We start from the raw sequence: 20,801 nt of genomic DNA, 5'->3' as shown, positions 1-20,801 counted from the left end.
TTGTCCCCGTCTCACCATCCGCGTCCACCCCCCCCCCCCCCCCCACCCCCCCCCCCCCCCCCCCCCCCCCCCCCCCCCCCCCCCCCCCCCCCGCGCCCGGCCGCCCCACGGACCAGAATGGAGACATGCCAGAAGGTGACTCCGTCTACCGCGTGGCGGCCCGGCTGCACGAGGTCCTCGCCGGACAACCGCTGACCGGCGCCGACCTGCGGGTGCCCGCGCACGCCACCGCCGACCTCGCCGGCCGCCGGGTGCTGGAGGTGGCCCCGCGCGGCAAGCACCTGCTCACCCGCCTCGAAGGCGGCCTCACCCTGCACACCCATCTGCGGATGGACGGCCGCTGGGAGGTCTACCGGCCCGGCGAGCAGTGGACCGGCGGCCCCGCCTGGCAGATCCGCGCCGTCCTCGCCACCGACCGGGGCACCGCCGTCGGCTACCGGCTGCCCGTCGTCGAGCTGCTGCGCACCGCCGACGAACGACGGATCGTCGGCCACCTCGGCCCCGACCTGCTCGGCCCCGACTGGGATCCGGCCGAGGCCGTCCGCCGGCTCCTCGCCCGCCCGGGCCGCCCGGTCGTCGAGGCCCTGCTCGACCAGCGCAACCTGGCCGGGATCGGCAACGTCTACGCCAACGAACTGTGCTTCGTCGCGGGCGTGACGCCGTGGACCGAGGTCGGTGAACTCCCGCACCCGGACCGGCTGGTGGAGCGTGCCCGGCAGATGCTGGAGGCCAACAAGCTGCGCCCCGGGCACATCACCACCGGCGACACCCGGCCCGGGTACCAGCACTGGGTCTACGGCCGGGCCGGGCGGCCGTGTCCGCGCTGCGTCACCCCCGTGGCGACCGGACGCCAGGGCGCGCCGCCGCGCGACCGGGCGGTGTTCTGGTGCCCGTACTGCCAGCGCGGCCCGGCTCCGGACGTCAGAGCGCTTCGACCAGCGCGGGGTGGCGCGGGTCGTCGACCCGGACGGTGACGTCGGCGGCCTCGACGGGGACGGTCTGCGCCTCGTAGCGGGCGAAGGCGGGCAGCGTCCACTGCTCGTCGGCGGGGGTGCGGCGGGCCAGCGCGGCGGGGCTGAGCGCCAGGTGGACGGTGAGCTCCAGCGGCAACCAGCGCCCCAGCAGCAGGGCGCCGTCCAGCAACAGCACGCCACCGGGCGGGAGTTCGGTGTACGGGGCGCGGGTCGAACGGTCGGTGACCGGGTCGCGCAGGGAGGGCAGCACGCGGCCGCTGCCGCCCGGCTCCAGTGGGTCGAGGACCTCGCGCATCAGGGCGCCGTCGTCCAGCCAGAGGTCGTGGAAGGCGTCCGCGTCGTGGTGGCCGTACTCCAGCCGGATCGACGCCGGGCGCAGGAAGTCCGCCGCCGAGACCCGCAGCGTCGGACGGCCGCGCAGCCTCAGCGGCTCCACCAGGGCGTCGGCGAGCGCCCCTGGGCGGGCGGCCGCCGCGCCGTCCACGGCCACCCGCAGGTGGCGCCCGCCGGCGCCGGGCAGGGCGGTGATGCGGTCGGCGAGCAGCTCGGCCAGGTTGTCGGGGGAGATCGGGCGTACCTGCATCGGGCCATCCTGCCGTGCCCCGGCCTCCGCCGCGGCCCTCTTCGCCCGCTCGGGCCGGAGCCGAGGAAGGGCGGAGCCGAGGAAGACCGGAGCCGAGATAGGCCGGAGCCGAGGAAGGCCGGAGCCGAGATAGGCCGGAGCCGAGGAAGGCCGGAGCCGAGATAGGCCGGAGCCGAGATAGGCCGGAGCCGAGGAAGACCGGAGCCGAGATAGGCCGGAGCCGGCTCGTGCCGGGCCGTGGCACACGGCACCGGACCCGCCCGGCAGCCCGGGGCAGGTACGCCGTGACGGCCGGTCGTGCACACCTGCGTGCTGGAACGCGGCCGAGGCCGGCGACCGCGCAGGGGAGCTGTTCACCGGGTCGGTCGAGGCCGCGGCGCCGTACCGGTGGAGGCGGACCTCTCCGGGCTCTGACGGCGGAGGGCGGTGCCTCCTCGGCGGATCGGTGCCCCTTCGGCGGGTGTTCCGCGAGGCCGGGCGACTTTCGTCGGCGTCGGGCGACGACGAAGGAGGACGGCGGGTGCCCCGGCCGCACCGTTAGCCTCGACGGGTGGAAGCGATCGCACGGGCCTGGAACACGGCGGTACGGACGGCACTGCCAGGGCCCTGGCGGCCCCGCCGGGTGGTGGGCGAGGCGGTCCTCGCCCTGCTGATGGGCGGGTTCGCGGCGCTGTTGGAGGCGCTGCTCGACACCGGTCTGGCCCTGTCCTTCGGCGTGGCCGTCGCCGTGCTGTGGGTGCTGCGCAAGGGGTTGCCGGCCACCGTGCTGCTCGCCGCCTCGGCCCTGGCCGGCTGGTCGGCCGGGCCGCTGCTGCTGCTGATCTGCGCGGGCTGGACCGCCGGGGCGCGGATCCGCCGGGTCTGGTCGCTGGTCGGCGCCTTCGTCGTGGGCTGGGCGCTCTTCACCGCGGCGGGCGTGCTGAAGGACGTCACCTCGCTGTCGCCGAAGCTGGTCCTGCCGATGTCGCTCGGCTTCTTCCTGGTGTCCGCCGTGCTGCCCGCGCTCTACGGCCGCTACCGGGCGCAGCGCCGTGCCCTGCTGGACGCGCTGCGCGAGCGCAACGAGCAGCTGGTGCGCGAGCGGGTCATGGTGGTGCACCAGGCGCGGCTGCGCGAGCGGCACCGGATCGCCCAGGACATGCACGACAGCCTGGGCCACCAGCTGGCGCTGATCTCGGTGCACTCCGGCGCGCTGGAGGTGGACCGGACGCTCACCGACCGGCAGCGCGAGGCGGTCGGGGTGCTGCGACAGGCGGCGGTCGCGGCGATGCGCGAGCTGCGCGAGGTGGTCGGGGTGTTGCACGACGAGTCGACGGCGCTGCCGCCCGGCGCCGGGACGCCCGCCGGGGCGCCGGCCCGGGGCGGGGTGGACGGGATCGGGGGACTGGTGGAGTCCTCCCGGGCGGCCGGGGCGGAGGTCGGCTTCGGGCTGGAGGGCGAGCGGAGCCCGCTGCCGGCCGCCGTCGACCACGCGGCGTACCGGATCGTGCAGGAGGCGCTGACCAACGCGCACAAGCACGCCCCCGGCGCGCCGATCGGTGTCGCGCTCCGGTACGAGCCGGACGCGCTGGTGGTGGAGGTGACCAACACCGGCGCGCCGGAGCTCGTCGGCGCGCGCCCCGGCGCGGGGGCGGTGGTCAGCGGCGGTCAGGGGCTGGCCGGCCTGCGGGAGCGCGCCCGGCTGGTCGGCGGCATGGTGCACGCCGGGCCCACGCCGGAGCACGGTTTCCGGCTGGCGGCCGTCCTCCCGTACGCAGGGGCGGAACAGGAGGGGACGGCCGCCCCGGCGGGCGGTGCCGAGGACTGGATCCTGGACGGCCCGCCGCCGGTCGAGGAGCCGCGGCGCGGGCGGCGCAGCCCGGCGACGGGCTGCGCGGTCGGGGTCGTCGCGGTCGCGCTGACCGTGCTCGGCCTGCTGGTCTGGGGAGTGGTCGCCTTCGTCCAGGGCAGCAGGGAGGCGACGGTGCGCAAGCCGGTGTTCGACCGGATCGAGGTCGGCACGGCCGAGGCCGAGGTGCTGCGCGCCCTGCCGCGCGGCAACGACTTCTTCACCGACCCCTACAAGGCGAGCGGCCCCGAGGTGCCGGCGGGCGCGCACTGCCGCTGGTACGCGCTGGACGGTGTGCCAGGGTCCGGCTGGGACGAGGAGCAGGTGGCGCGGTTCTGCTTCCGTGACGGGGTGTTGGTGGACAAGCAGGAGTACGTGGCCGGGGGCTGAGCGCCCGCGCGCGCCGAGGCGGTCCGGTCGGGCGTCCGGCGGCAGGACCGGACACCGGTCCGGGGGCGGTGCGGTCGGGCGTCCGGCGGCAGGACCGGCCACCGGTCCGGGGGCGGTGCGGGGCGGCCCCGCCGGGATGTGAGGATGGTGACGCAGCCGACGCACCGTTCGAGGGGAATGACCAGCGTGATCCGAGTCCTCGTCGCCGACGACGAGCCGCTGATCCGGGCCGGGATCAGGATGATCCTCGGCTCCGCCGACGACATCGAGGTGGTCGCGGAGGCCGCCGACGGGCGGGAGGCGCTGGAGCTCGCGCGGGCGCACCGGGTGGACGTGGTGCTGCTGGACATCCAGATGCCGGTGATGGACGGTCTGACGGCGCTCGGGGAGCTGGCGAAGGCCGCCCCCGGCGCGCGGGCGTTGATCCTCACCACCTTCGGGGAGCGCGAGAACGTCCTGCGCGCCGTGGCCGAGGGCGGCGCGGGCTTCCTGCTCAAGGACACCGCGCCGAACGAGCTGATCCAGGCCGTCCGGGCGGCGGCGGGCGGGAACGCCTTCCTGTCGCCGGCCGCCACCCGGCACATCGTCGACTCGCTGGCCTCCGGGCGCAGCGCCTCGCTGGCCGCGCGCGCCGTGGCGGCGCGGCGCCGGCTGGAGGTGCTCGCCCCGCGCGAGCTGGAGGTGCTGGCGCTGCTCGGCGAGGGGCTGTCCAACGCCGACGCGGGGGCGCGGATCCACATGAGCGAGGCGACGGTGAAGACCTACGTGAGCCGGATCCTGGCCAAGCTGGGCTGCGAGAACCGGGTTCAGGCGGCCTTGCTGGCCCGGGACGCGGAGCTGGACGGCCGTCGCTGAGGGTGCCGTTCCGGTCACGTCGGGTGTCGGGCGTGACGGATGCCACTCGACGGTGGTGCGGAACCGGGAACTCCGGCTGTGGCGGTGACGGGGTGTCAGCTGACGATTCCTCAGCGTGGATGGTGTGCCGGCTTTCTCGGCTGGAGAGGTGTGAGGGCGGGCACGGAATTTGACCATCTGATCTTGAAAATATGGTCAAAAGCATTCAAATCGGTCATGATTTTCTGATCGATACCGCCGGTAACAGTCAATTGACCAGCGACGTCCAAGAATCGCTTGCTGCGTCCGGGTGATGCCCCTAGCTTCATTGGCGGCGCAACGAGCGCCACCCGGGTTCACCCCGACGCACTGCCCGCCGACTGACCCGCGGCGCGAGGGCGGTGCCCGTCGACGAGCCGGCTCGAACAGGCCGTCGGCGTGCGGAGGTGACCGGGGCGGCACGGCACGTCCGACACGTGTCCGGCCGCCCGTCGAGTGAGGTGAGCAAAAGACCGCCGGCCCATGTCCCGGGCCTGGTTCCGCATGCCCGCCCGGGGCTTGTCGAGAGGATTTGTATGAATCTCCGTCACGAGACCGCCGCTGCCACCGACACCACCACCAGCAAGCGCCACCGCCTGCGGATGGCGGTCGTCGCGGGTGCCGCCGTCGCGGCCCTGCCGGTGACCGGCCTCGTCACGGCCACCTCGGCCTCCGCCGCTCCCGTCTCGACCTGGGACGCCGTCGCCCAGTGCGAGAGCGGCGGGAACTGGAGCATCAGCAACGGCAACGGCTTCCACGGCGGACTGCAGTTCAGCCCGTCCACCTGGGCCGCGTACGGCGGGACCGCGTACGCCTCCCAGGCCCACCAGGCGACCAGGGCGCAGCAGATCGCCGTCGCGGAGAAGGTCCTCGCCTCGCAGGGTCCGGGCGCCTGGCCGGTCTGCGGGAAGAAGGCGGGACTGGGCCGGGGCGGCGCTCCGGCGGCCGTCGACACCTCGGGCGGCACGGCGGCCAAGGCGGCCAAGCCGGCCACGAGGGCGGCCAAGCCGGCCGCCAAGCCCGCGACCAAGCCCTCCGCCGCGCAGCAGGCCCCCGAGGGCCGTCCCTCGGCCAAGCCGGCGCAGTCCGCCCCCGTGGCGCCGGCGAACACCGCCGACGGCGGCGGGTACACCGTCAGGAGCGGTGACACCCTGAGCGACATCGCGGCCAAGTTCGGCATCGACACCGACAGCCTCTACCGGAACAACGTGCGCGTCATCGGCGACGACCCGGACCTGATCTTCCCGGGCCAGACGCTGACCGTCTGACGGGCCTCCGTCTGAGCGGAATCGGTTCGACCAGGGGCCGGCCGGCCAGGAACCGGCCGACCGGGGTCGGCTGACGGGCCCGCCGCCTGACAGGCCGAGCGGCCGTCCCCGCCGAGGGGGCGGCCGCCGCGGCGTGCTTGGGGGAGGCGGGCTGAGCCATGCGCCGTGCGCGCCGGGGTGTGGAAGCGCTTCCGTGCGTGGAAATGCTTCCGCGCGTGGAAGTGCTTCGGCGCATGGTTGAACGTTGAACGCAATGTCCGAATACCGCCGGAGGTTCCAGGCGCCCCGGGCCAGGATCGGGTCATGTCCGAGATCGGCACGAGGAGTTCTGGAGAGATGGCGATGAACGGTTCGACGGTGCGCGACGGCCTGGGCGGCCTCGACGGCAAGGTGGCCCTGGTGACCGGCGGCAGCCGGGGGATCGGCGAGGCGGTCGCCCTGCGGCTGGCCGAGGACGGCGCCGACGTGGTGCTGACCTACCGGGGCGGCGCGGAGCGGGCCGAGGAGGTCGCCGCGAAGATCACCGCGCTGGGGCGGACCGGCTGGGCCGTCCGGGCGGACAGCGCCGACCCGCAGGCGGTGGAGGACGTGGTCACGGCCGTCGTGGAGCGGTTCGGGCGCCTGGACGTCCTGGTGAACAACGCCGGGGTCGGCGTCCTCGGCCCGATCGGCGACCTGACCCTGGCGGACGTCGACCGGGTGCTGGAGGTGAACGTCCGGGCGCCCTTCCTGTATGCGCGGGCGGCCTCCGCCCACCTGGCCGAGGGCGGGCGGATCGTCACCGTCGGCAGCTGCGTGGCCCAGCGCGTCGCCTTCCCCGGCACCACGCTGTACGCGACCAGCAAGGCCGCGCTGATCGGCCTGACCAAGGCGCTGGCCCGGGAGCTCGGGCCGCGCGGGATCACCGCCAACCTGGTCCACCCGGGGCCGATCGACACCGAGATGAACCCGGCCGACGGCCCCTCGGCGGAGATCCAGAGCGGGCTCACCGCGCTCGGCCGCTTCGGCACCGGCGCGGAGGTCGCGGCCGCCGTCGCCTACCTGGTGGGCGAGGACGGGCGCTACGTCACCGGCGCCGAGCTCGCGGTGGACGGCGGCTTCGCCGTCTGAGCCCCCGGCGCACCCCGGGGTGCGGTGTCGCGCCGGGCGGTTGTCGGCGCTCGCGCTTACGATCGCCCGGCAGACCGTGCCCCCGTACCGAGAGGCGTGCCATGACCGCAGCGGACGACCCGATCGAGCTGCTCGCCCGGGCCCTCGCGCAGACCGCCGGGCTGATCGACGGCGTCGGCGTCGAGCTGGCCGGCCACCCGACGCCCTGCCGCTCCTGGGACGTCGGTGACCTGATCAGCCACCTCCTGCACGACCTGCGGCAGTTCACCGTCCGGGCGCGGGGCGGGCAGCCGGACCGGTCGCAGTCCTTCGAACGGGTGGAGGACGACTGGCTGCATGCCTTCGAGGCAGGGGCGCAGGAGCTGGTCGATGCCTGGCGCGCGGCCGGCGACCTCGGCGGCACGGTGGAAGTCCCCGGCGCCGGCACCCTCCCGGCGCGCTTCCCGGTGGACCAGCAGATCGCCGAATTCGCCGTCCACGGATGGGACTTGGCCCACGCCACCGGTCAGTCCACCGAGGGCCTGGACCACGAGGTGGCGGACGCCGCCCTGGCCTGGGCCACCGGCGCGCTCAAACCCGAGTACCGCGGCGCGGAGGAGGACCACCACGCCTTCGGCCCCGCCGTCGCCGTCCCCGAGGACGCCCCGGCGTACGACCGGCTCGCGGCCTTCTTCGGCCGCGACCCCCAGGACGCCGGGTAGTCCCCCGGCTCAGGGCTTGGCGGCCTGCCGGGCGGCGGCCTGCTTGATCGCCTCGCGGATGCGCGGGTAGGTGCCGCAGCGGCAGATGTTCTGGATCTGGTCGATGTCCGCGTCCGTCGGGTTCGGGGTGTGGCGCAGCAGGGCGACGGCGGTCATGATCTGGCCCGGCTGGCAGAAGCCGCACTGGGCGACGTCGCAGGCGAGCCAGGCCTCCTGGACGGGGTGCAGCACGTCGCCGTCCGCCAGGCCCTCGATGGTGGTGACGGTGTGGCCGGCGCAGTCCTTGACGGAGCGGGTGCAGGGCTGGAACTCCTGGCCGTCCAGGTGGCTGGTGCAGGCGCGGCAGACGCCCACCCCGCAGCCGTACTTGGGGCCGGTGACGCCGAGCTTGTCGCGCAGCACCCAGAGCAGCGGCATGTCGTCCGGGGCCTCGACGGTGACGGGCTTCCCGTTGAGGACGAAGGTGTGGGAGGGCATCAGGGTCGGGATTCCTCAGCTGGTGGTCAGTGGGCGCCGGTGGGCCGGTGGGCCCCGGCGGGTCAGAAGTTGATCGGGAAGGAACGCGGGCTGGTGCCGGTCGCGCGGGCGTAGGCGTTGGCGACGGCGGCGGAGGCGGCCGGGACGCCCAGTTCCCCCGCGCCGCCGGGCGGGCCGCTCGGCGGCATCAGGTGGATCTCCACCACCGGCGGGGTGTGCCGCTGCCGGGCGTAGTGGAAGTCGCCGTAACTCCCCTCCCGGAAGGCGCCGTTGTCCAGGTGGTTGCCGGCCCGGAGGATCACCGAGATGCCGTCGACCAGCGCGCCGGTCAGCTGGGCCTCCAGGCCGCTGGGGTTGATCACCCGGCCGACGTCGGCGACGACGACCGCCTTGGTCACCCGGGGGTCGGCCCGGTCGGTGGCGTCCAGCTCCACCAGGTAGCCTACGCAGGCGCTGTGCTCGTCGTGGTAGCCGATGCCCTGGGCCTGGCCGGGGGGCATCGGCCGGCCCCAGCCGCCCTTCCTGGCGAGCGTGTCCAGCACCGCCCGGCCGGCGGCGCTGCGCAGCCGGTCGCGGCGGAAGGAGAGTTCGTCCTGGCCCATCCTGCGGGCGAGTTCGTCCATCATGATCTCGTCGGAGACCCGGACGGTGCCCGAGTAGACCGAGCGCCAGCTGCCGGTGTGCAGTTCCAGCGGCAGTTCGGCGAGCAGCTGGGTGGGCACGCCGACGTCGTACGGGATCTTCTCGGTGAGCAGGAAGAACAGCTCGGAGGCGGTGAGCCCGGCCAGCGGGAGGTTGTAGCCGGCGGCGGTGAGCATGTCGCCGAGGCCGTGCCCGAGATCGGTGCGGACGCCGGCCACGTGGTGCTCCCAGCTGAACACCTGGCCGAGGCCGTAGGTGGCCCGGATCAGGTGGTGGCTGGCCGGGCGCATCCGGCCGTGGCGCATGTCGTCGTTGCGGGTCCACATCAGCTTGACCGGGCGGCCGGCGGCCTTGGAGACCTGGGCGGCCTCCAGGGCGGCGTCGAAGAACAGCCGGCGGCCGAACGAGCCGCCGCCGCGCACCACGTGGACGGTGACGGCGTTCTCCGGCAGGCCGAGTTCGGCGGCGATGGTCCCCTGGGCGAGGATCGGGCTCTGCGAGGCGAACCAGATCTCGGCCCGGTTGGGGCGGACGTCGGCGACGGCGGTGAGCACCTCCATCGGGGCGTGGTTGACGAAGGCGAAGTCGAACTCGCCCTCCACCCGGTGCGAGAGCAGCGGCGGCGGAAGCGACGGCAGGTGGGCGGCGCGCAGCCGGGACCGCACGTCCGCGTCGGAGAGGCCGGCGACCGGCCCCGGGTTCCAGGTGGTGCGCAGCGCGTCGCGGGCCTTGAGCGCCTGGTCGAAGGTCTCGGCGAGGACGGCGACGCCGCTCGGGATCGGCACCACGCCGAGCACCCCGGGCATGGCGCGGGCGGCGGAGGCGTCCAGGGACTTGAGGGTGCCGTTGACGGTGCTCGGCCGGGCGACCACGGTGGGCACGGCGCCGGGGATCCGGAGGTCCCCGGCGTACTGGGCGCGGCCGGTGACGATGTCGCGGGCGTCGATCCGGCTGGTGGCCCTGCCGACCAGGCGCAGCTGGTCGGTGGTCTTGGGCAGGCTCGGGACGGCGGGGGCGGTGACGCCGGCGGCCTCGACGGCGAGGTCGCCGTAGCCGAGCCGGCGGCCGTCGGGGGCGAGGACGGCGGAGTCGGCGGTGCGCAGGGCGGTCGCGGGAACGTTCCAGCGCTTGGCGGCGGCGGTCACCAGGCGGGCGCGGGCGGCGGCGGCCGCGGCGCGCACCGGATCGTACAGCGAGCGGATCGAGTTGGAGCCGCCGGTCAGCTGGTTGAAGACCAGTTCGGGGCGGGAGTCGGAGAGCGGGACGTCGACGTCGGAGAGCCGGGCGTCGAGCTCCTCGGCGACGATCATGGCGATGGCGGTGGTGAGGCCCTGGCCGACCTCCAGCCGGGGCAGGTGCAGCACGGCGCGTCCGGCGGCGGTGATCTCCAGCACCAGCAGGTGCGAGGTCGGCAGCCCGGCGATGATCATCGCGTCGCCGAGGTCGACGATGTCCGGGATGCCGGGCAGGCCGATCAGCTGCTGGGGGAGGGCGGTCTCCCGGACGGGCACGGCGGCCTGCGCGGCCTGGGCGGCGGGCCCGCCGGGCTTCGGGGTGGCGGCCCGCGCGGCGGCGGGTGCGGCGGCGTCGAGGCCGAGGCGGGCGCCGACGGTGAGGGTGGGCGCGGCCAGCAGGTAGGTGAGGAAGCGCCGGCGTCGGGTGGCGCCGCGGCCGTCCGGGGACGGGGCGCCGTCCGGAGTCTCGGCGCTGTCGGCGGTGTCCGCGGCGTTCGGGAGGTGACCGGCGGAGTCCGAGGGTGCGGTGAAGGCGCTGATGAGAGGAACCCTTCGAGCCGGAGACGGCGACCGGACGGGCGGGCGGGGCGGCCCCTGCCCGGTGCCGGATCGCGAACGCCGTTGAGCATAAAAGGGCGCTACTGACGGGTCAACACGGTCAAAGTTGGCCCCTGGTCTGCCCGATCGGTGTTTCACGGTGATCGGCGGCAGCGGAGTCGGAGCGGATACGGACGGCGCTTCCGAGGCGCGGGCGAGGCCCGGGCGGAGCCGTTCCGGAGCAGTCCGAGGGTCCAACTGGCCCCCCTCGCACGAGGGTTCAGCGGTCGGTCGGCGGTGCGGCGACACCCGGAAGTGGCCCAGGAAGTTCCTGGATCACTGGACCGGTCCACTGGGCCGCTTCCTCCCTAGGCTGGGGGCGCACCACGACCGGCGGCCACGGGGCAGCCGTCACGCGCCGCCCGTCCGGCGGTCGCGGGCAGGGGTGACGGCCCGTGAAGTCGTTTACGCGAACGGGCCCGTGCGGGTGACCGCCGGCCCGCCGGCAGGGCCGCACCCGCGTACGAGTGGAGGAGGGGCATGCCGACCGACCGCGCCACCCGCTGGGGTGCCGTTCCGCCCGCCGGACCGCAACGGACGGTCGCCGCCGCCCAGTTGGCCGCCGCCGTGGGCGACGGCGCCTACTACACCTGCTCCGCGCTCTACTTCACCCGGGTGGTCGGGATGTCACCGACCGCCCTCGGACTGGGTCTCACCCTCGCCTGGGCGCTCGGCTCCGTCGCCGGCGTGCCGCTCGGCCACCTCGCCGACCGGCGCGGCCCGCGCCGCACCTCCGTCGCGCTCGCGCTCGCCGCGGCGGCCGTGGTCGCCGCCTTCCTGGTGATCCGCTCCTACCCGCTGTTCCTGCTCGCCGTCTGCCTCTACGCCACCGCCCAGTCCGGCCTCACCGCCGCCCGTCAGGCGCTGGTCGCCGCCCTGGTGCCGCCCGGGCGGCGGACCGCCCTGCTCGCCCACATCCAGTCGACCCTCAACGGGGGACTGGCCGTCGGCGCCGCCGTCGGCGGCATCGCGCTGAGCGTCGGCACCCCGGCCGCCTACCAGGGCGCGTTCGCCGTCACCGCCATCGGCTTCCTGCTCGCCGCACTGGTCCTGCGCGGGCTGCCGGAGACCCCGCCCACCGCGGCGCGGACGGACGACGGGCCGCGACTGGCCGTGCTCCGCGACCACCGGTACGCCGCCGTCACCGCCCTCAACGCCGTCCTGCTGCTGCGGATGCCGCTGCTGAGCCTGATCATCCCGCTCTGGATCGCCGAGCGCGCCCCCGGGATCGGCTGGCTCGGCTCGGCGCTGTTCGTGCTCAACACCCTCGCGGTGCTGGCCTTCCAGGTCCGGGCGGCGCGCGGAGTCACCGGACCGGGACCGGCCGCGAGGGCGGTCCGCTCGGCCGGCGCGCTGCTGCTCGGCTCCTGCGCGGTCTTCGGGCTGTCCGCGCTGGACGGGCCGGTCTGGGCGGTCGGCGCCCTGCTGGTCGCCGCCTCCGTGCTGCAGGTCGCCGGGGAGATGAGGCAGTCGGCCGGCAGCTGGCAGATCGCCTTCGACCTCGCCCCACCCGGGCGGATCGGCCAGTACCAGGGCTTCTTCGGCACCGGCGTCGCCGTCGCCCGCACCCTCGGACCGCTGCTGCTCACCACCCTGCTGCTGGACGGGGGAGCGGCGGGCTGGCTGGTCCTGGGCGGGGCGTTCCTCGCGGCCGGCCACGCCATGGGACCGGTCGCCCGGTGGGCGGCCCGGAACCGGGACCACCCGGTGCCGGCTCCGGTGGCGGCGGGCGTCCGAACCCGCACACCGTGACGGCGGGCGTCCGAACCCGGACACCGTGACGGCGGCCCCGTTTCCGGCCGCCGGAAACCCGGTGGCCCCGGCCCGCCGTCCGCTGGCATGCTGGCCGCGTGGACCGACCCCAGATCCGGCTCGACTTCGCCCCCGAGCTGCACCTCTTCGTCTCCGCGCCCCGGCGGGCCGGGCGCACCGAGCTGCGCACCGACGGCACCTCGACCCTCGGCCACGTCGTGGAGTCCCTGGGCGTCCCGCTCACCGAGGTCGGCGGCCTGCTGGTGGACGGCCGCGCGGTGCCCGACACCCACGTGCCGGCCGACGGCGAGGAGGTCTCCGTGCGGGCCGTGGCCAGGCCGCAGCCCTCGCCCCTCCCACCGCGCTTCCTGCTGGACGTCCACCTCGGCACCCTCGCCCGCCGGCTGCGGCTGCTCGGCGTGGACGCCGCGTACGAGAACCCCGACATCGGCGACGCCGCGCTGGCCGCCCGCTCGGCCGCCGAGCAGCGGATCATGCTCTCCCGGGACCGCGGCCTGCTGCGCCGCCGCGAACTGTGGGCCGGGGCCTACGTCTACAGCCACCGCCCCGCCGAGCAGCTGCGCGACGTGCTCTCCCGCTTCGCCCCGCCGCTCCTCCCGTGGAGCCGGTGCACCACCTGCAACGGCACGCTGCGCCAGGCGACCAAGACCTCGGTGCGCGAGCAGCTGCGGGACGGCACCGAGCGCTCCTACGACGCCTTCGCCCAGTGCGCCGACTGCGGCCAGGCCTACTGGCGCGGTGCCCACCACGCCCGGCTGGAGGCGATCGTCACCGAGGCCGTGCGCGACTTCGGGGCGGCCCCGAGCGGCGCGGACGGCCAGGGGCCGGGGGACGGCCGGAGCACGCTCGGGGCCGTCTCCGGGTAGGGCGCCCTGGCGCGCGGCCCGGCGCCCGTGGTCCCATCGGCAGTGGGGCCCGTGCCCCTCGGGCTCGGGTTCCTCGGAGGTCTGCGGCGGGGTCCGCGCTCCTCGGGGTCCGCGCTCCTCGGACGCGCGGGAGAGAGGCCAGGTCATCGGATGAGCAACCGGGCGGGGCAGCAGCCCTTCGACACCGCGGACGTGGCGGACGCCCCCGTGGTCACGGCCCCGGACGGGGCCGAGGTGCGTCCGCTGCTGGTACTGGAGGGGTGCGGGAGCCTCGCGGTCTTCGCCCTCGCCCCGGGCCAGGTCACCCGCACCGTGTCGCACGCCACCGTGCAGGAGCTGTGGCAGGTCACCGCGGGCAGCGGCGCGCTCTGGCGCCGCCAGGGCGGGCGGGAGGAGACCGTCCGGCTCACGCCCGGCACGGCGGTGTCGATACCACTGGGCACCGCGTTCCAGTTCCGGGCGGACGCGGACTCCGCCGGTCCGCTGCGGATCACCGCCGTCACCATGCCGCCCTGGCCGGGAACGGACGGCGAGGCGCGCCCGGAGGAGGGGCCGTGGGAGGCGACCGCCCGGTGAACGGCGGGCGGTCGCCGACGGGAGCGCGGCAGCAGTGGTGCGCCCGGCGCCGGCCGGGCGCACCGCCGCGTCAGGCGTCCACGACCTCCAGCCCGTAGGCCGTCACGGCCTGGCGCAGCCCGCCCGGGTAGCCGGCCAGGGCCGGGGTGAACTCCCAGACCCCGGACGGCTCGCGGTCGAACCGGCCGAGCCGCATCGCGGTGTTGGCCTCCGCGCCGTCCGCGAGGTGCACCGCCGCCGCGTCCTGCCCGGCGCCGGCCTCCAGGATCAGCGCAGGGTCGGCGAACCCGCCCATGGTGGCCTTCGGATGGTTCTCGGTGTCGGCGGCGGCGATCACGACCAGGCGGTCGACCTCGGCGGGCAGCGCGTCGAAGTCCACCATCAGGCAGGCGTTCGCGTCGCCGTAGCCCGTCACCAGCCGCACCGAGCCGTCGGGCGTCGAGGCGTTGTTGTAGAACACCAGGTGGTCGTCGGAGAGCGCCTGGTTCCCCCGGCAGACCAGGGCGGCGATGTCGTACTCCTCCTCGCCGGTCCAGTGCAGGAGCAGCCGGGAGGGCTCGGCGGCCACGTCGATCGCGGGCAGTTCGTCCAGGGCGCCGGCCTGGGCGGAGGACTCGTCCTGGGCGGGTGCGAAGACCTCGTGGAAGCCGTGGTGCTTGAGCAGCCCGACCAGCTCGGCGCCGTTGATCAGGCTGATCGGCTTGCCCGCGACGAACTGGTGCGAGCTGGGGCCGAACCTGCTGGTGGTGACGAGGACGGCCTTGGTCGCGGCCTGGTCGTGGCGCAGCGTTCCGTACAGGTCCCGCACCGCCGAGGGCGCCACCGTGTCCCGGTACCGCTTCACCTGGACGATCACGTTGCCGCCGCGGAACGGGTCGGGGTCGGTGCCGCGGACGTCCACGCCGCCGTCCCGCGACCGGGAGGTCAGCGAGACCTCCATGCCCATCGCCTCCATCAGGCGGGCGATGAGCCCCTCGAACTCCACCGGGTCCATCGCCAGCAGCAACTGGAGCTCGCGGACGCGCCTGGCCATCCGGCCGCGGTCGGCGCTGGTGTCGTCCCGGAGGTGGCGGAACAGCGCGCGCTGGGCGCGGCGTTCGTCGACGTCGGGGTTGCTGAGGCGGTGGAGCTTCCGGCTCCGGGACATGGGCGTGCCCCCTCTTGCATGGTGACGGTTGTTGCAGGCGCCACCGTAGGGGAACGTGGACGAAGAGATGCCGGTCCGTCAGTTCCGCAGCCCAATCGAGATCTACGCCGCGTGCAGGTCGAGGGTCCAGGCGTGGGTGGTGTAGGCGCCCATGCGGGTCGGATGGCGTTCGACCAGGGTGGCGGTGAGGCGGTCGGCGGTGCGGTGGAGGGAGCCGGTGAAGCGCGGCTGCTGGTCGGGGGCCAGCGGGAGCAGTTCGGCCAGGACGGCGTCCTCCAGGTCCCGTCCGACCGCGCGCAGCACCCCGGCGTCCAGGACCAGCAGGGTGCCGTCGGGCAGGACCAGCGGTGGCGGGGTCCGCGGGTCGGCGAGCGGCGGGCCGGGCTCGATCCGGCCGCCGGGCAGCAGGCGCACCACCCGGCTCCCGGTGGGGCGGCGGCGGTCCGTCTCGACCACCCGCAGGCCGTCGCCGATCACGTAGTGGCCGAAGCTGTGCCAGGAGTCCAGGACGGCGCCGTCCCGGTCGTGAACCCGGGTGCGGAGGGCGTCGCCGTCCTCCAGGCCGAGGACGAAGCGGCCGTCGTCGAGCGCCGCGCCGTGCTCACCGCGCAGCTCGGCGACGGTGCTGCCGTCGGCGAGGTCCAGCAGCAGGGCCGGGCCGCAGCGTTCCCCGGCGCCGTGGTCGACGGGGTCGGTGGTGACCAGCGCCCGGTCGGCGAAGAGGTGGGCCGCGTTGGGCCGGCCGGGGCAGGAGCGCCGCCAGACGGAGCGGCCGGTGGCGTCGAGGCGGTCGAGCACGTCGCCGCGCGCGTGCAGTTCCAGCCCGCTCCGGCGGGCCAGCGGCCCCTCCGGGCGGCCCTGCGGCCGTCCACCACCGCGGTGGTGCCGATCCGTGACAGTGACCCGCCAACTCCCCATGGTCAGGAGCCTAGTGGACCGGGGTGGACGGCGGGGGTGCTTTCGGTGGCCGGGTCGGCGGCGGACAATGCCCCCCAGGAGCCGAGGAGGAGGCCGCGGTGGAGTTCGAGGTCATGATCGAGATCCCGCAGGGGTCGCGCAACAAGTACGTGATGGACTTCGTGGCGGGCCGGATCCGCCTGGACCGCACGCTCTTCACGGCCACCCGCTACCCCGCCGACTACGGCTACGTCGAGGGGACCCTGGGCGGCGACGGCGAGCCGCTGGACGCCCTGGTGCTCGGCCGCGAACCGGCCGTGCCCGGCTGCGTGCGGACCTGCCGGGCGGTGGGCATGTGGGTGATGCGCGACGAGCGCGGCCCGGACCAGAAGGTGCTCTGCGCCCCGGCGCGGGACCCGCGCTACGCGGACCTGCGGGACATCGGCGACCTGCCCCGGTTCGACCTGCTGGAGATCACGCACTTCTTCCAGGTGTACAAGGACCTGGAGCGCGGCAAGTCCGTCGAGGGCTCGCACTGGGCGGGCCGCGACGCCGCGTACGCCGAGATCGCCGAGTCGCGCGCCCGCGCGGCGGGCACCCGCTACGCCCGTCCGGCGTAGCGGGTGCCCGCCCGCCCGGGGCGCCCGGCCTTTCGCGGGCGTCCCGGCCCGGTCGGCCGTCAGGGGCGGAGCCGGACGGAGCTCAGGATCGCCCGCACCTGGTCGCCGATCGCGGCCTCGTTCTGCTCGAACTCCGGTGCGGTGAGCTGCTGCGGGTCGGCGGGCAGACCGGTGAGGACGGGGGTGTGCAGGTGCCCGCCGGGCAGCTGCGGGGCGGTGAGCAGGCGCAGCCGGTTGGAGCGGTAGGCGATCTCGTTGGAGAGGTATCCGCCGCCGCCACCGGCGACCGCGCGGGAGCCGGGGGTGGGGCCGTCGGGCCGGTAGACCGGGGCGGTGGAGCCCATCGGGATCTCGGTGACGAAGGTGTCGAGCTGGACCGGGAAGGGCTGCCGGACGGCCGTCATGGCGTCGACCGGCAGGGTGGTGCGGATGAACTGCGGTCCGGCGCCCAGCCCCGGGGCGTCCACCGGGTGCTGGGTGGTGCCGCCGGAGAGCGCGTCCCGGTTGTCCGGGGCCGGGTCGGCGGAGCGGGCGCGGCCGGCCCACTCCTCCAGGGTGAACTTGCCGGGGTAGCCCTGGCTGATGGTGGTGATCAGGTCGGCGGTCTGCCGGCCCGGCCGCAGGTGCGGGGTGAAGGCACGCTCCGCGATGCCCTCGTCGAAGTCCCCGTAGCGCACCGGCAGGACCACCGCCCGGACCTCGGCGGTGCTGCCGTCGGCGAGGGTGAGCCGCTGCCCGTGCAGGCGCAGGACGGCCGAGCCGGAGGGGTTGGAGCGGCGCGGCTCGGTGCCCAGGCCGTACGGGTCGAAGCCGCTGACGAAGATCCGCCGGACGTCGCGGGCGGGGCCGAAGCCGTCCTCCAGGCCGCGCGAGGCGTCCTCGAAGCGGCTGCGCAGGGCGGCGTGGTCGACGTCGAACCGGGGCTGCCAGCGAGCGAGCTGGACGGTCATGGCGAGCCTGGTCCAGTACAGCGGCCGGTCGTCCCGGGCGGGCAGTTCGCCGCTCGGCCGGCGGCCCTGGGCGCGGTCCAGACCGGCCTGCCAGAGGTTCCGGCCCCAGGTGTCCACCACCCGCTCGGCCTGCCGGGCGTCGCGGGCGGCGCACAGCGCGGCGGGGAAGGCCGCGGGCAGGTCGCCGAGGCCCGAGCGCTCGGTGAAGGCGGTCGTGCGGGCGTCCTGGAGGCGGGCCTGTTCGGGGTCCAGCGGCACCGTGGCCGAGGTGCGGCAGCCGGCCGGGGCGGCCTGGGCGGCGGCGGGGGCCAGCAGGGCGGCGAGTGTTCCGGTGAGTGCGGCGGCCAGTCCGGAGGCGCGGCGTAGACATGTCATGTCTGCTGACAATAGGTCTGGACCTGACGGCCCGCCAGGGAACCGGCGCGGTGTTTCGGCCTCGACGGAAAGCCGGTGGTTCGACCGGGAACCGGTGTCGGCTCGACAGCGTTGTCGTGGACGAACAGCGGTACTCGTACGGTGGTGGAGGAGTTCCATGAGCGTGGCCCTGACGAAGGGCGGCAACGTCTCCCTGGGCAAGCAGGCCCCCGGGCTCCGGGTGGCCCGGGTGGGTCTCGGCTGGACGGCCGGGCCCGGGTACGACCTGGACGCCAGCGCGCTGCTCTGCGGGGCTGACGGGAAGGTCGCCTCGGACCAGAACTTCGTCTTCTTCAACAACCTGCGGAGCCCGGACGGCTCGGTCCGCCACCACGGCGCCTCCGGCGGCGGCGTCGACCGGGAGCAGATCGAGGTCCGGCTCGCGGAGGTCCCCGCCGAGGTGGAGAAGGTCGTCTTCGCGGTGGCGATCTACGACGCGGCGCAGCGGCGGCAGACCTTCGGGCAGGTCCGCGACGCCCACATCCGCGTCGTCGACCAGGACGGCGGCGCCGAGGCGGTCCGCTACGACCTGGTGCCGGAGGGCGGCGGCGAGACGGCGATGGTGTTCGGCGAGCTGTACCGGCACGGCGCGGACTGGAAGTTCCGGGCGGTCGGGCAGGGGTACGCCACCGGGCTGGCGGGCATCGCCACGGACTTCGGGGTGGACGTCCTGCAACCCGCGTCGGCCGCGCCCGCTCCGCCCGTACCGCCTGTCGCGCCCGCTCCGCCCGTACCGCCTGTCGCGCCCGCCGCGCCGGCGCCGCCCGTCGCGCCGCCGGTGCCCGCCGCCGCGCCGATCGTTCCGATGAACCAGCCAGGACCAGGGAGTTCCCCAGTGACGTGCTTCTTCGACCCCTCGCACGGTGCCGGCACCACGGCGGTGCTCTGGTCGCCGCAGTGGGGCGTGCCGCGCCAGATCGAGGCCTGCGTGGCCTGCGCCCAGCGGGTGCAGACCAACGTCCCGCCGTTCTACACCCCGGCGCAGGCCGGCTATCCGCAGCCGGTCCAGCAGGGTCAGCCCCAGGTGCCCGGCCAGCAGGCCCAGGGCGGTCGGCGCTTCGGCACTGGCGCGCTGATCGGCGCCGGCGCGGCCGGCCTGGTCGGCGGCGCGCTGCTGAACGAGGCCTTCGACGACGATCCGCAGGTGGTCGTCAACAACTACTACGAGGACGACGGCTTCTTCTAAACCGTCAGGCCGGCGGGCCACCGAGTCGGCGGGCGGTCGGCCGGTCGGGTCGGCAGAACGCGGCCGGGCGGGGGCCGCCGGGGTCACCCCCGGCGGCCCCCGCTGTCGGCGCGGTGCGCTTGAATGGCGCCACAGCACCGTCCTGACCGGGGGAGACGCACCGATGACCACGTCCGAAGCCGCACTGCTCGCGGCCGCCCGGAACCCCACCGCGGCCTGGCTGGAGTCCTGCTTCGGCCCGGGCACGCTGTGGCGGCCCGAGCCCGGGGCGCTGCCCGAGCGGCTGACGGCGCCGGGTGCCCGGGCGTTCCTGAGCGAGGTCGGGGTGCCGGCCGTCGAGCTCGACTTCGTCGGCTTCGACGCCACCGGCCTGCCCGAGCGCGGGATGTGGGAGGCGGACCAGGACGAGCTGTTCGGCGAGCGCGCGCCGGACGACGACGCCCCGCCGGGCAACTGGGGCTTCTGCGTCGGGACGTTCCACGAGCGGCACCTGATGGTGGCCGGCGACACCGGCACGGTACGGATCTACCACCCGGACGGCTGGGACCACGGGGAGGGCTACGGCGGCCGGGCCGCCGAGTCGCTGCCCGCGCTGATCGGTGCGCTGGCGCTGCTGGCCCGCCTGGAGGAGCGGATCTGCGAGGGCGACGCCAAGGCCGCGCTGGACGAGTTCGAGTCGCTGGTGCGGGAGTTGGGGCAGGGGCCGGACGAATCGGACCTCTGGGTGGGCCTGCTGGAGAACCTGCGCGACGAGTACGAGGACTGATCCCCGGGCCCGACGGCCGCGCAACGCCCGTGCGCCGTGCGGCCGTTCGCGTTCCCGGAGCCAGGCCCTAGACGTCCTGGCGGCGGTACGCCCCGGACCGCGCCGCCGCCTCGGCCGCCGCAGCCGCCCGGTCGGCGGCGGCCTCGTCCAGCGGCTCGCCGGTGGTGAGCATCCGGTAGTAGAGCGGCGCCGAGACGGCCCGGACCACCTCGAACCCGTCGGTGTCCGGCGGGAGTTCACCGCGCTCGACGGCGGCGGCGACGCACGGCGCCCACTCCTCGACCCGGCGCCGGTAGAAGCGGCGCAGCGCCTCGGCCGCCTCCGGGTCGCAGGTCGCCGCCACGATGACCGCGCGGAACAGCGCGCCCTGCCGGGGGTCGGCCAGGGTGCGCCGGACGAGCCGGGCGTTGGCGCGCAGGTCCCCGGCGAGGGAGCCGCTGTCGGTGCGCGGCAGGGACTGCTCGGCCATGTCCGCGAGCAGGTCCGCGACCAGGGCGGTGGTGCTGCCCCAGCGGCGGTAGACGGTGGTGCGGCCGACCCCGGCCCGCTGGGCGATGTCGCCGAGGTCCAGGCCGCCGAAGCCGTGCTCGACCAGGGCGTCCTCGGTGGCGCGCAGCACGGCGGTGCGCACCCGGGCGGTCCGGCCACCGGGGCGGACGGTGCCGGGCGTGGCGCTCTCGGGGGCGGCCTCGGTCGTGGCGGGCGCGGGCGGCGAGGGGGCGGGTCGGGAGGGCTCGACGGCCATTAACGGGATTCCTGTTCCATTAGCCCGGGAGGGTCTGCTAGGTTCGAGACATCCTAACGGAACGAGAGTCCCATTAGTGGCTCCGGCGAGGAGAATCTCAATGATCGTGTCAAGCCGTCTGCGTGACCGGCGGGGCGGAGGTGAAGAGCCTCTTGTCACGCAGCATCGCCCACAGCACGTCGA

Annotated in this window: 19 protein-coding genes; 12 read left to right on the top strand and 7 right to left on the bottom strand. The window is 75.4% G+C overall.

The window, feature by feature from the left end:
* The first annotated feature begins 125 nt into the window (after positions 1-125).
* Positions 126-974, top strand: a complete 849-nt coding sequence (locus tag ACZ55U_RS36300) for a DNA-formamidopyrimidine glycosylase family protein (RefSeq protein WP_465533388.1) — start codon at positions 126-128, stop codon at positions 972-974.
* Here ACZ55U_RS36300 and ACZ55U_RS36295 read toward each other — a convergent pair.
* Positions 922-1,557 carry a nucleoside/nucleotide kinase family protein gene (locus ACZ55U_RS36295; RefSeq protein ID WP_465533386.1) on the bottom strand — a complete coding sequence of 212 codons (636 nt, stop codon included), beginning with the start codon at positions 1,555-1,557 and terminating at the stop codon, positions 922-924. The two genes, ACZ55U_RS36300 and ACZ55U_RS36295, sit on opposite strands and share 53 nt — an antisense overlap.
* A 550-nt stretch (positions 1,558-2,107) precedes the next feature.
* Between ACZ55U_RS36295 and ACZ55U_RS36290 the strand changes: the two genes are divergently transcribed.
* The 5 genes from ACZ55U_RS36290 (at position 2,108) to ACZ55U_RS36270 (ending at position 7,727) form a co-directional block, all read left to right on the top strand.
* Positions 2,108-3,775 carry a sensor histidine kinase gene (locus ACZ55U_RS36290; RefSeq protein ID WP_465533384.1) on the top strand — a complete coding sequence of 556 codons (1,668 nt, stop codon included), beginning with the start codon at positions 2,108-2,110 and terminating at the stop codon, positions 3,773-3,775.
* A gap of 186 nt (positions 3,776-3,961) precedes the next feature.
* Entirely contained in the window at positions 3,962-4,630 is a 669-nt protein-coding gene (locus tag ACZ55U_RS36285) for a response regulator transcription factor (protein WP_465533392.1), read from the top strand.
* 554 nt (positions 4,631-5,184) lie between these two features.
* The gene (locus tag ACZ55U_RS36280) at positions 5,185-5,916 is read left to right on the top strand and encodes a transglycosylase family protein (protein ID WP_465533382.1); all 732 of its coding nucleotides are present in this window, start codon (positions 5,185-5,187) and stop codon (positions 5,914-5,916) included.
* 342 nt (positions 5,917-6,258) lie between these two features.
* On the top strand, positions 6,259-7,026 hold the full coding sequence (locus tag ACZ55U_RS36275) for an SDR family NAD(P)-dependent oxidoreductase (RefSeq protein ID WP_465533390.1): 768 nt from the start codon (positions 6,259-6,261) through the stop codon (positions 7,024-7,026).
* A gap of 101 nt (positions 7,027-7,127) precedes the next feature.
* Complete coding sequence (locus tag ACZ55U_RS36270; RefSeq protein WP_465533380.1) at positions 7,128-7,727, top strand: TIGR03086 family metal-binding protein; 600 nt, start codon at positions 7,128-7,130, stop codon at positions 7,725-7,727.
* 9 nt (positions 7,728-7,736) lie between these two features.
* On the opposite strand, the gene ACZ55U_RS36265 is transcribed toward ACZ55U_RS36270, so the two are convergent.
* Both ACZ55U_RS36265 and ACZ55U_RS36260 read right to left on the bottom strand, forming a co-directional pair.
* Entirely contained in the window at positions 7,737-8,204 is a 468-nt protein-coding gene (locus tag ACZ55U_RS36265) for a (2Fe-2S)-binding protein (protein WP_465533378.1), read from the bottom strand.
* Positions 8,205-8,266: 62 nt separating this feature from the next.
* The gene (locus ACZ55U_RS36260) at positions 8,267-10,777 is read right to left on the bottom strand and encodes a xanthine dehydrogenase family protein molybdopterin-binding subunit (RefSeq protein ID WP_465533376.1); all 2,511 of its coding nucleotides are present in this window, start codon (positions 10,775-10,777) and stop codon (positions 8,267-8,269) included.
* A 381-nt stretch (positions 10,778-11,158) separates the two neighbouring features.
* Here ACZ55U_RS36260 and ACZ55U_RS36255 point away from each other — a divergent pair, with 381 nt between their 5' ends.
* From ACZ55U_RS36255 to ACZ55U_RS36245, 3 genes are all read left to right on the top strand, one after another.
* Positions 11,159-12,430 (top strand): MFS transporter, encoded by a 1,272-nt coding sequence (locus ACZ55U_RS36255; RefSeq protein ID WP_465533374.1) that lies wholly within the window; start codon positions 11,159-11,161, stop codon positions 12,428-12,430.
* Positions 12,431-12,528: 98 nt separating this feature from the next.
* Positions 12,529-13,317, top strand: coding sequence for a Mut7-C RNAse domain-containing protein (locus ACZ55U_RS36250; protein WP_465533372.1), 789 nt, complete (start codon positions 12,529-12,531; stop codon positions 13,315-13,317).
* Positions 13,318-13,467: 150 nt separating this feature from the next.
* Positions 13,468-13,893, top strand: a complete 426-nt coding sequence (locus ACZ55U_RS36245; RefSeq protein ID WP_465533370.1) for a cupin domain-containing protein — start codon at positions 13,468-13,470, stop codon at positions 13,891-13,893.
* Between the two features lie 70 nt (positions 13,894-13,963).
* Here the strand turns inward: ACZ55U_RS36245 and ACZ55U_RS36240 are convergent, their stop codons facing one another.
* A complete protein-coding gene (locus ACZ55U_RS36240) occupies positions 13,964-15,040 on the bottom strand; it encodes a restriction endonuclease (RefSeq protein ID WP_465533368.1) in 1,077 nt (358 codons plus the stop codon).
* A gap of 102 nt (positions 15,041-15,142) precedes the next feature.
* Complete coding sequence (locus tag ACZ55U_RS36235; RefSeq protein ID WP_465533366.1) at positions 15,143-15,958, bottom strand: hypothetical protein; 816 nt, start codon at positions 15,956-15,958, stop codon at positions 15,143-15,145.
* A gap of 98 nt (positions 15,959-16,056) precedes the next feature.
* On the opposite strand from ACZ55U_RS36235, the gene ACZ55U_RS36230 reads away from it, so the two are divergent.
* Positions 16,057-16,557, top strand: a complete 501-nt coding sequence (locus ACZ55U_RS36230; protein ID WP_465533364.1) for an inorganic diphosphatase — start codon at positions 16,057-16,059, stop codon at positions 16,555-16,557.
* Between the two features lie 59 nt (positions 16,558-16,616).
* On the opposite strand, the gene ACZ55U_RS36225 is transcribed toward ACZ55U_RS36230, so the two are convergent.
* Positions 16,617-17,882, bottom strand: a complete 1,266-nt coding sequence (locus ACZ55U_RS36225) for a pyroglutamyl peptidase (RefSeq protein ID WP_465533362.1) — start codon at positions 17,880-17,882, stop codon at positions 16,617-16,619.
* 157 nt (positions 17,883-18,039) lie between these two features.
* Here ACZ55U_RS36225 and ACZ55U_RS36220 point away from each other — a divergent pair, with 157 nt between their 5' ends.
* On the top strand, positions 18,040-19,107 hold the full coding sequence (locus ACZ55U_RS36220; protein ID WP_465533360.1) for a TerD family protein: 1,068 nt from the start codon (positions 18,040-18,042) through the stop codon (positions 19,105-19,107).
* Positions 19,108-19,270: 163 nt separating this feature from the next.
* The gene (locus ACZ55U_RS36215; protein ID WP_465533358.1) at positions 19,271-19,873 is read left to right on the top strand and encodes an SUKH-4 family immunity protein; all 603 of its coding nucleotides are present in this window, start codon (positions 19,271-19,273) and stop codon (positions 19,871-19,873) included.
* A gap of 67 nt (positions 19,874-19,940) precedes the next feature.
* Here the strand turns inward: ACZ55U_RS36215 and ACZ55U_RS36210 are convergent, their stop codons facing one another.
* Positions 19,941-20,618, bottom strand: a complete 678-nt coding sequence (locus ACZ55U_RS36210; protein WP_465533356.1) for a TetR/AcrR family transcriptional regulator — start codon at positions 20,616-20,618, stop codon at positions 19,941-19,943.
* Between the last annotated feature and the right edge of the window lie 183 nt (positions 20,619-20,801).

The organism is Kitasatospora sp. NPDC034533, from assembly GCF_055575155.1.
This window is presented reverse-complemented; position numbering and strand designations above follow the sequence as displayed.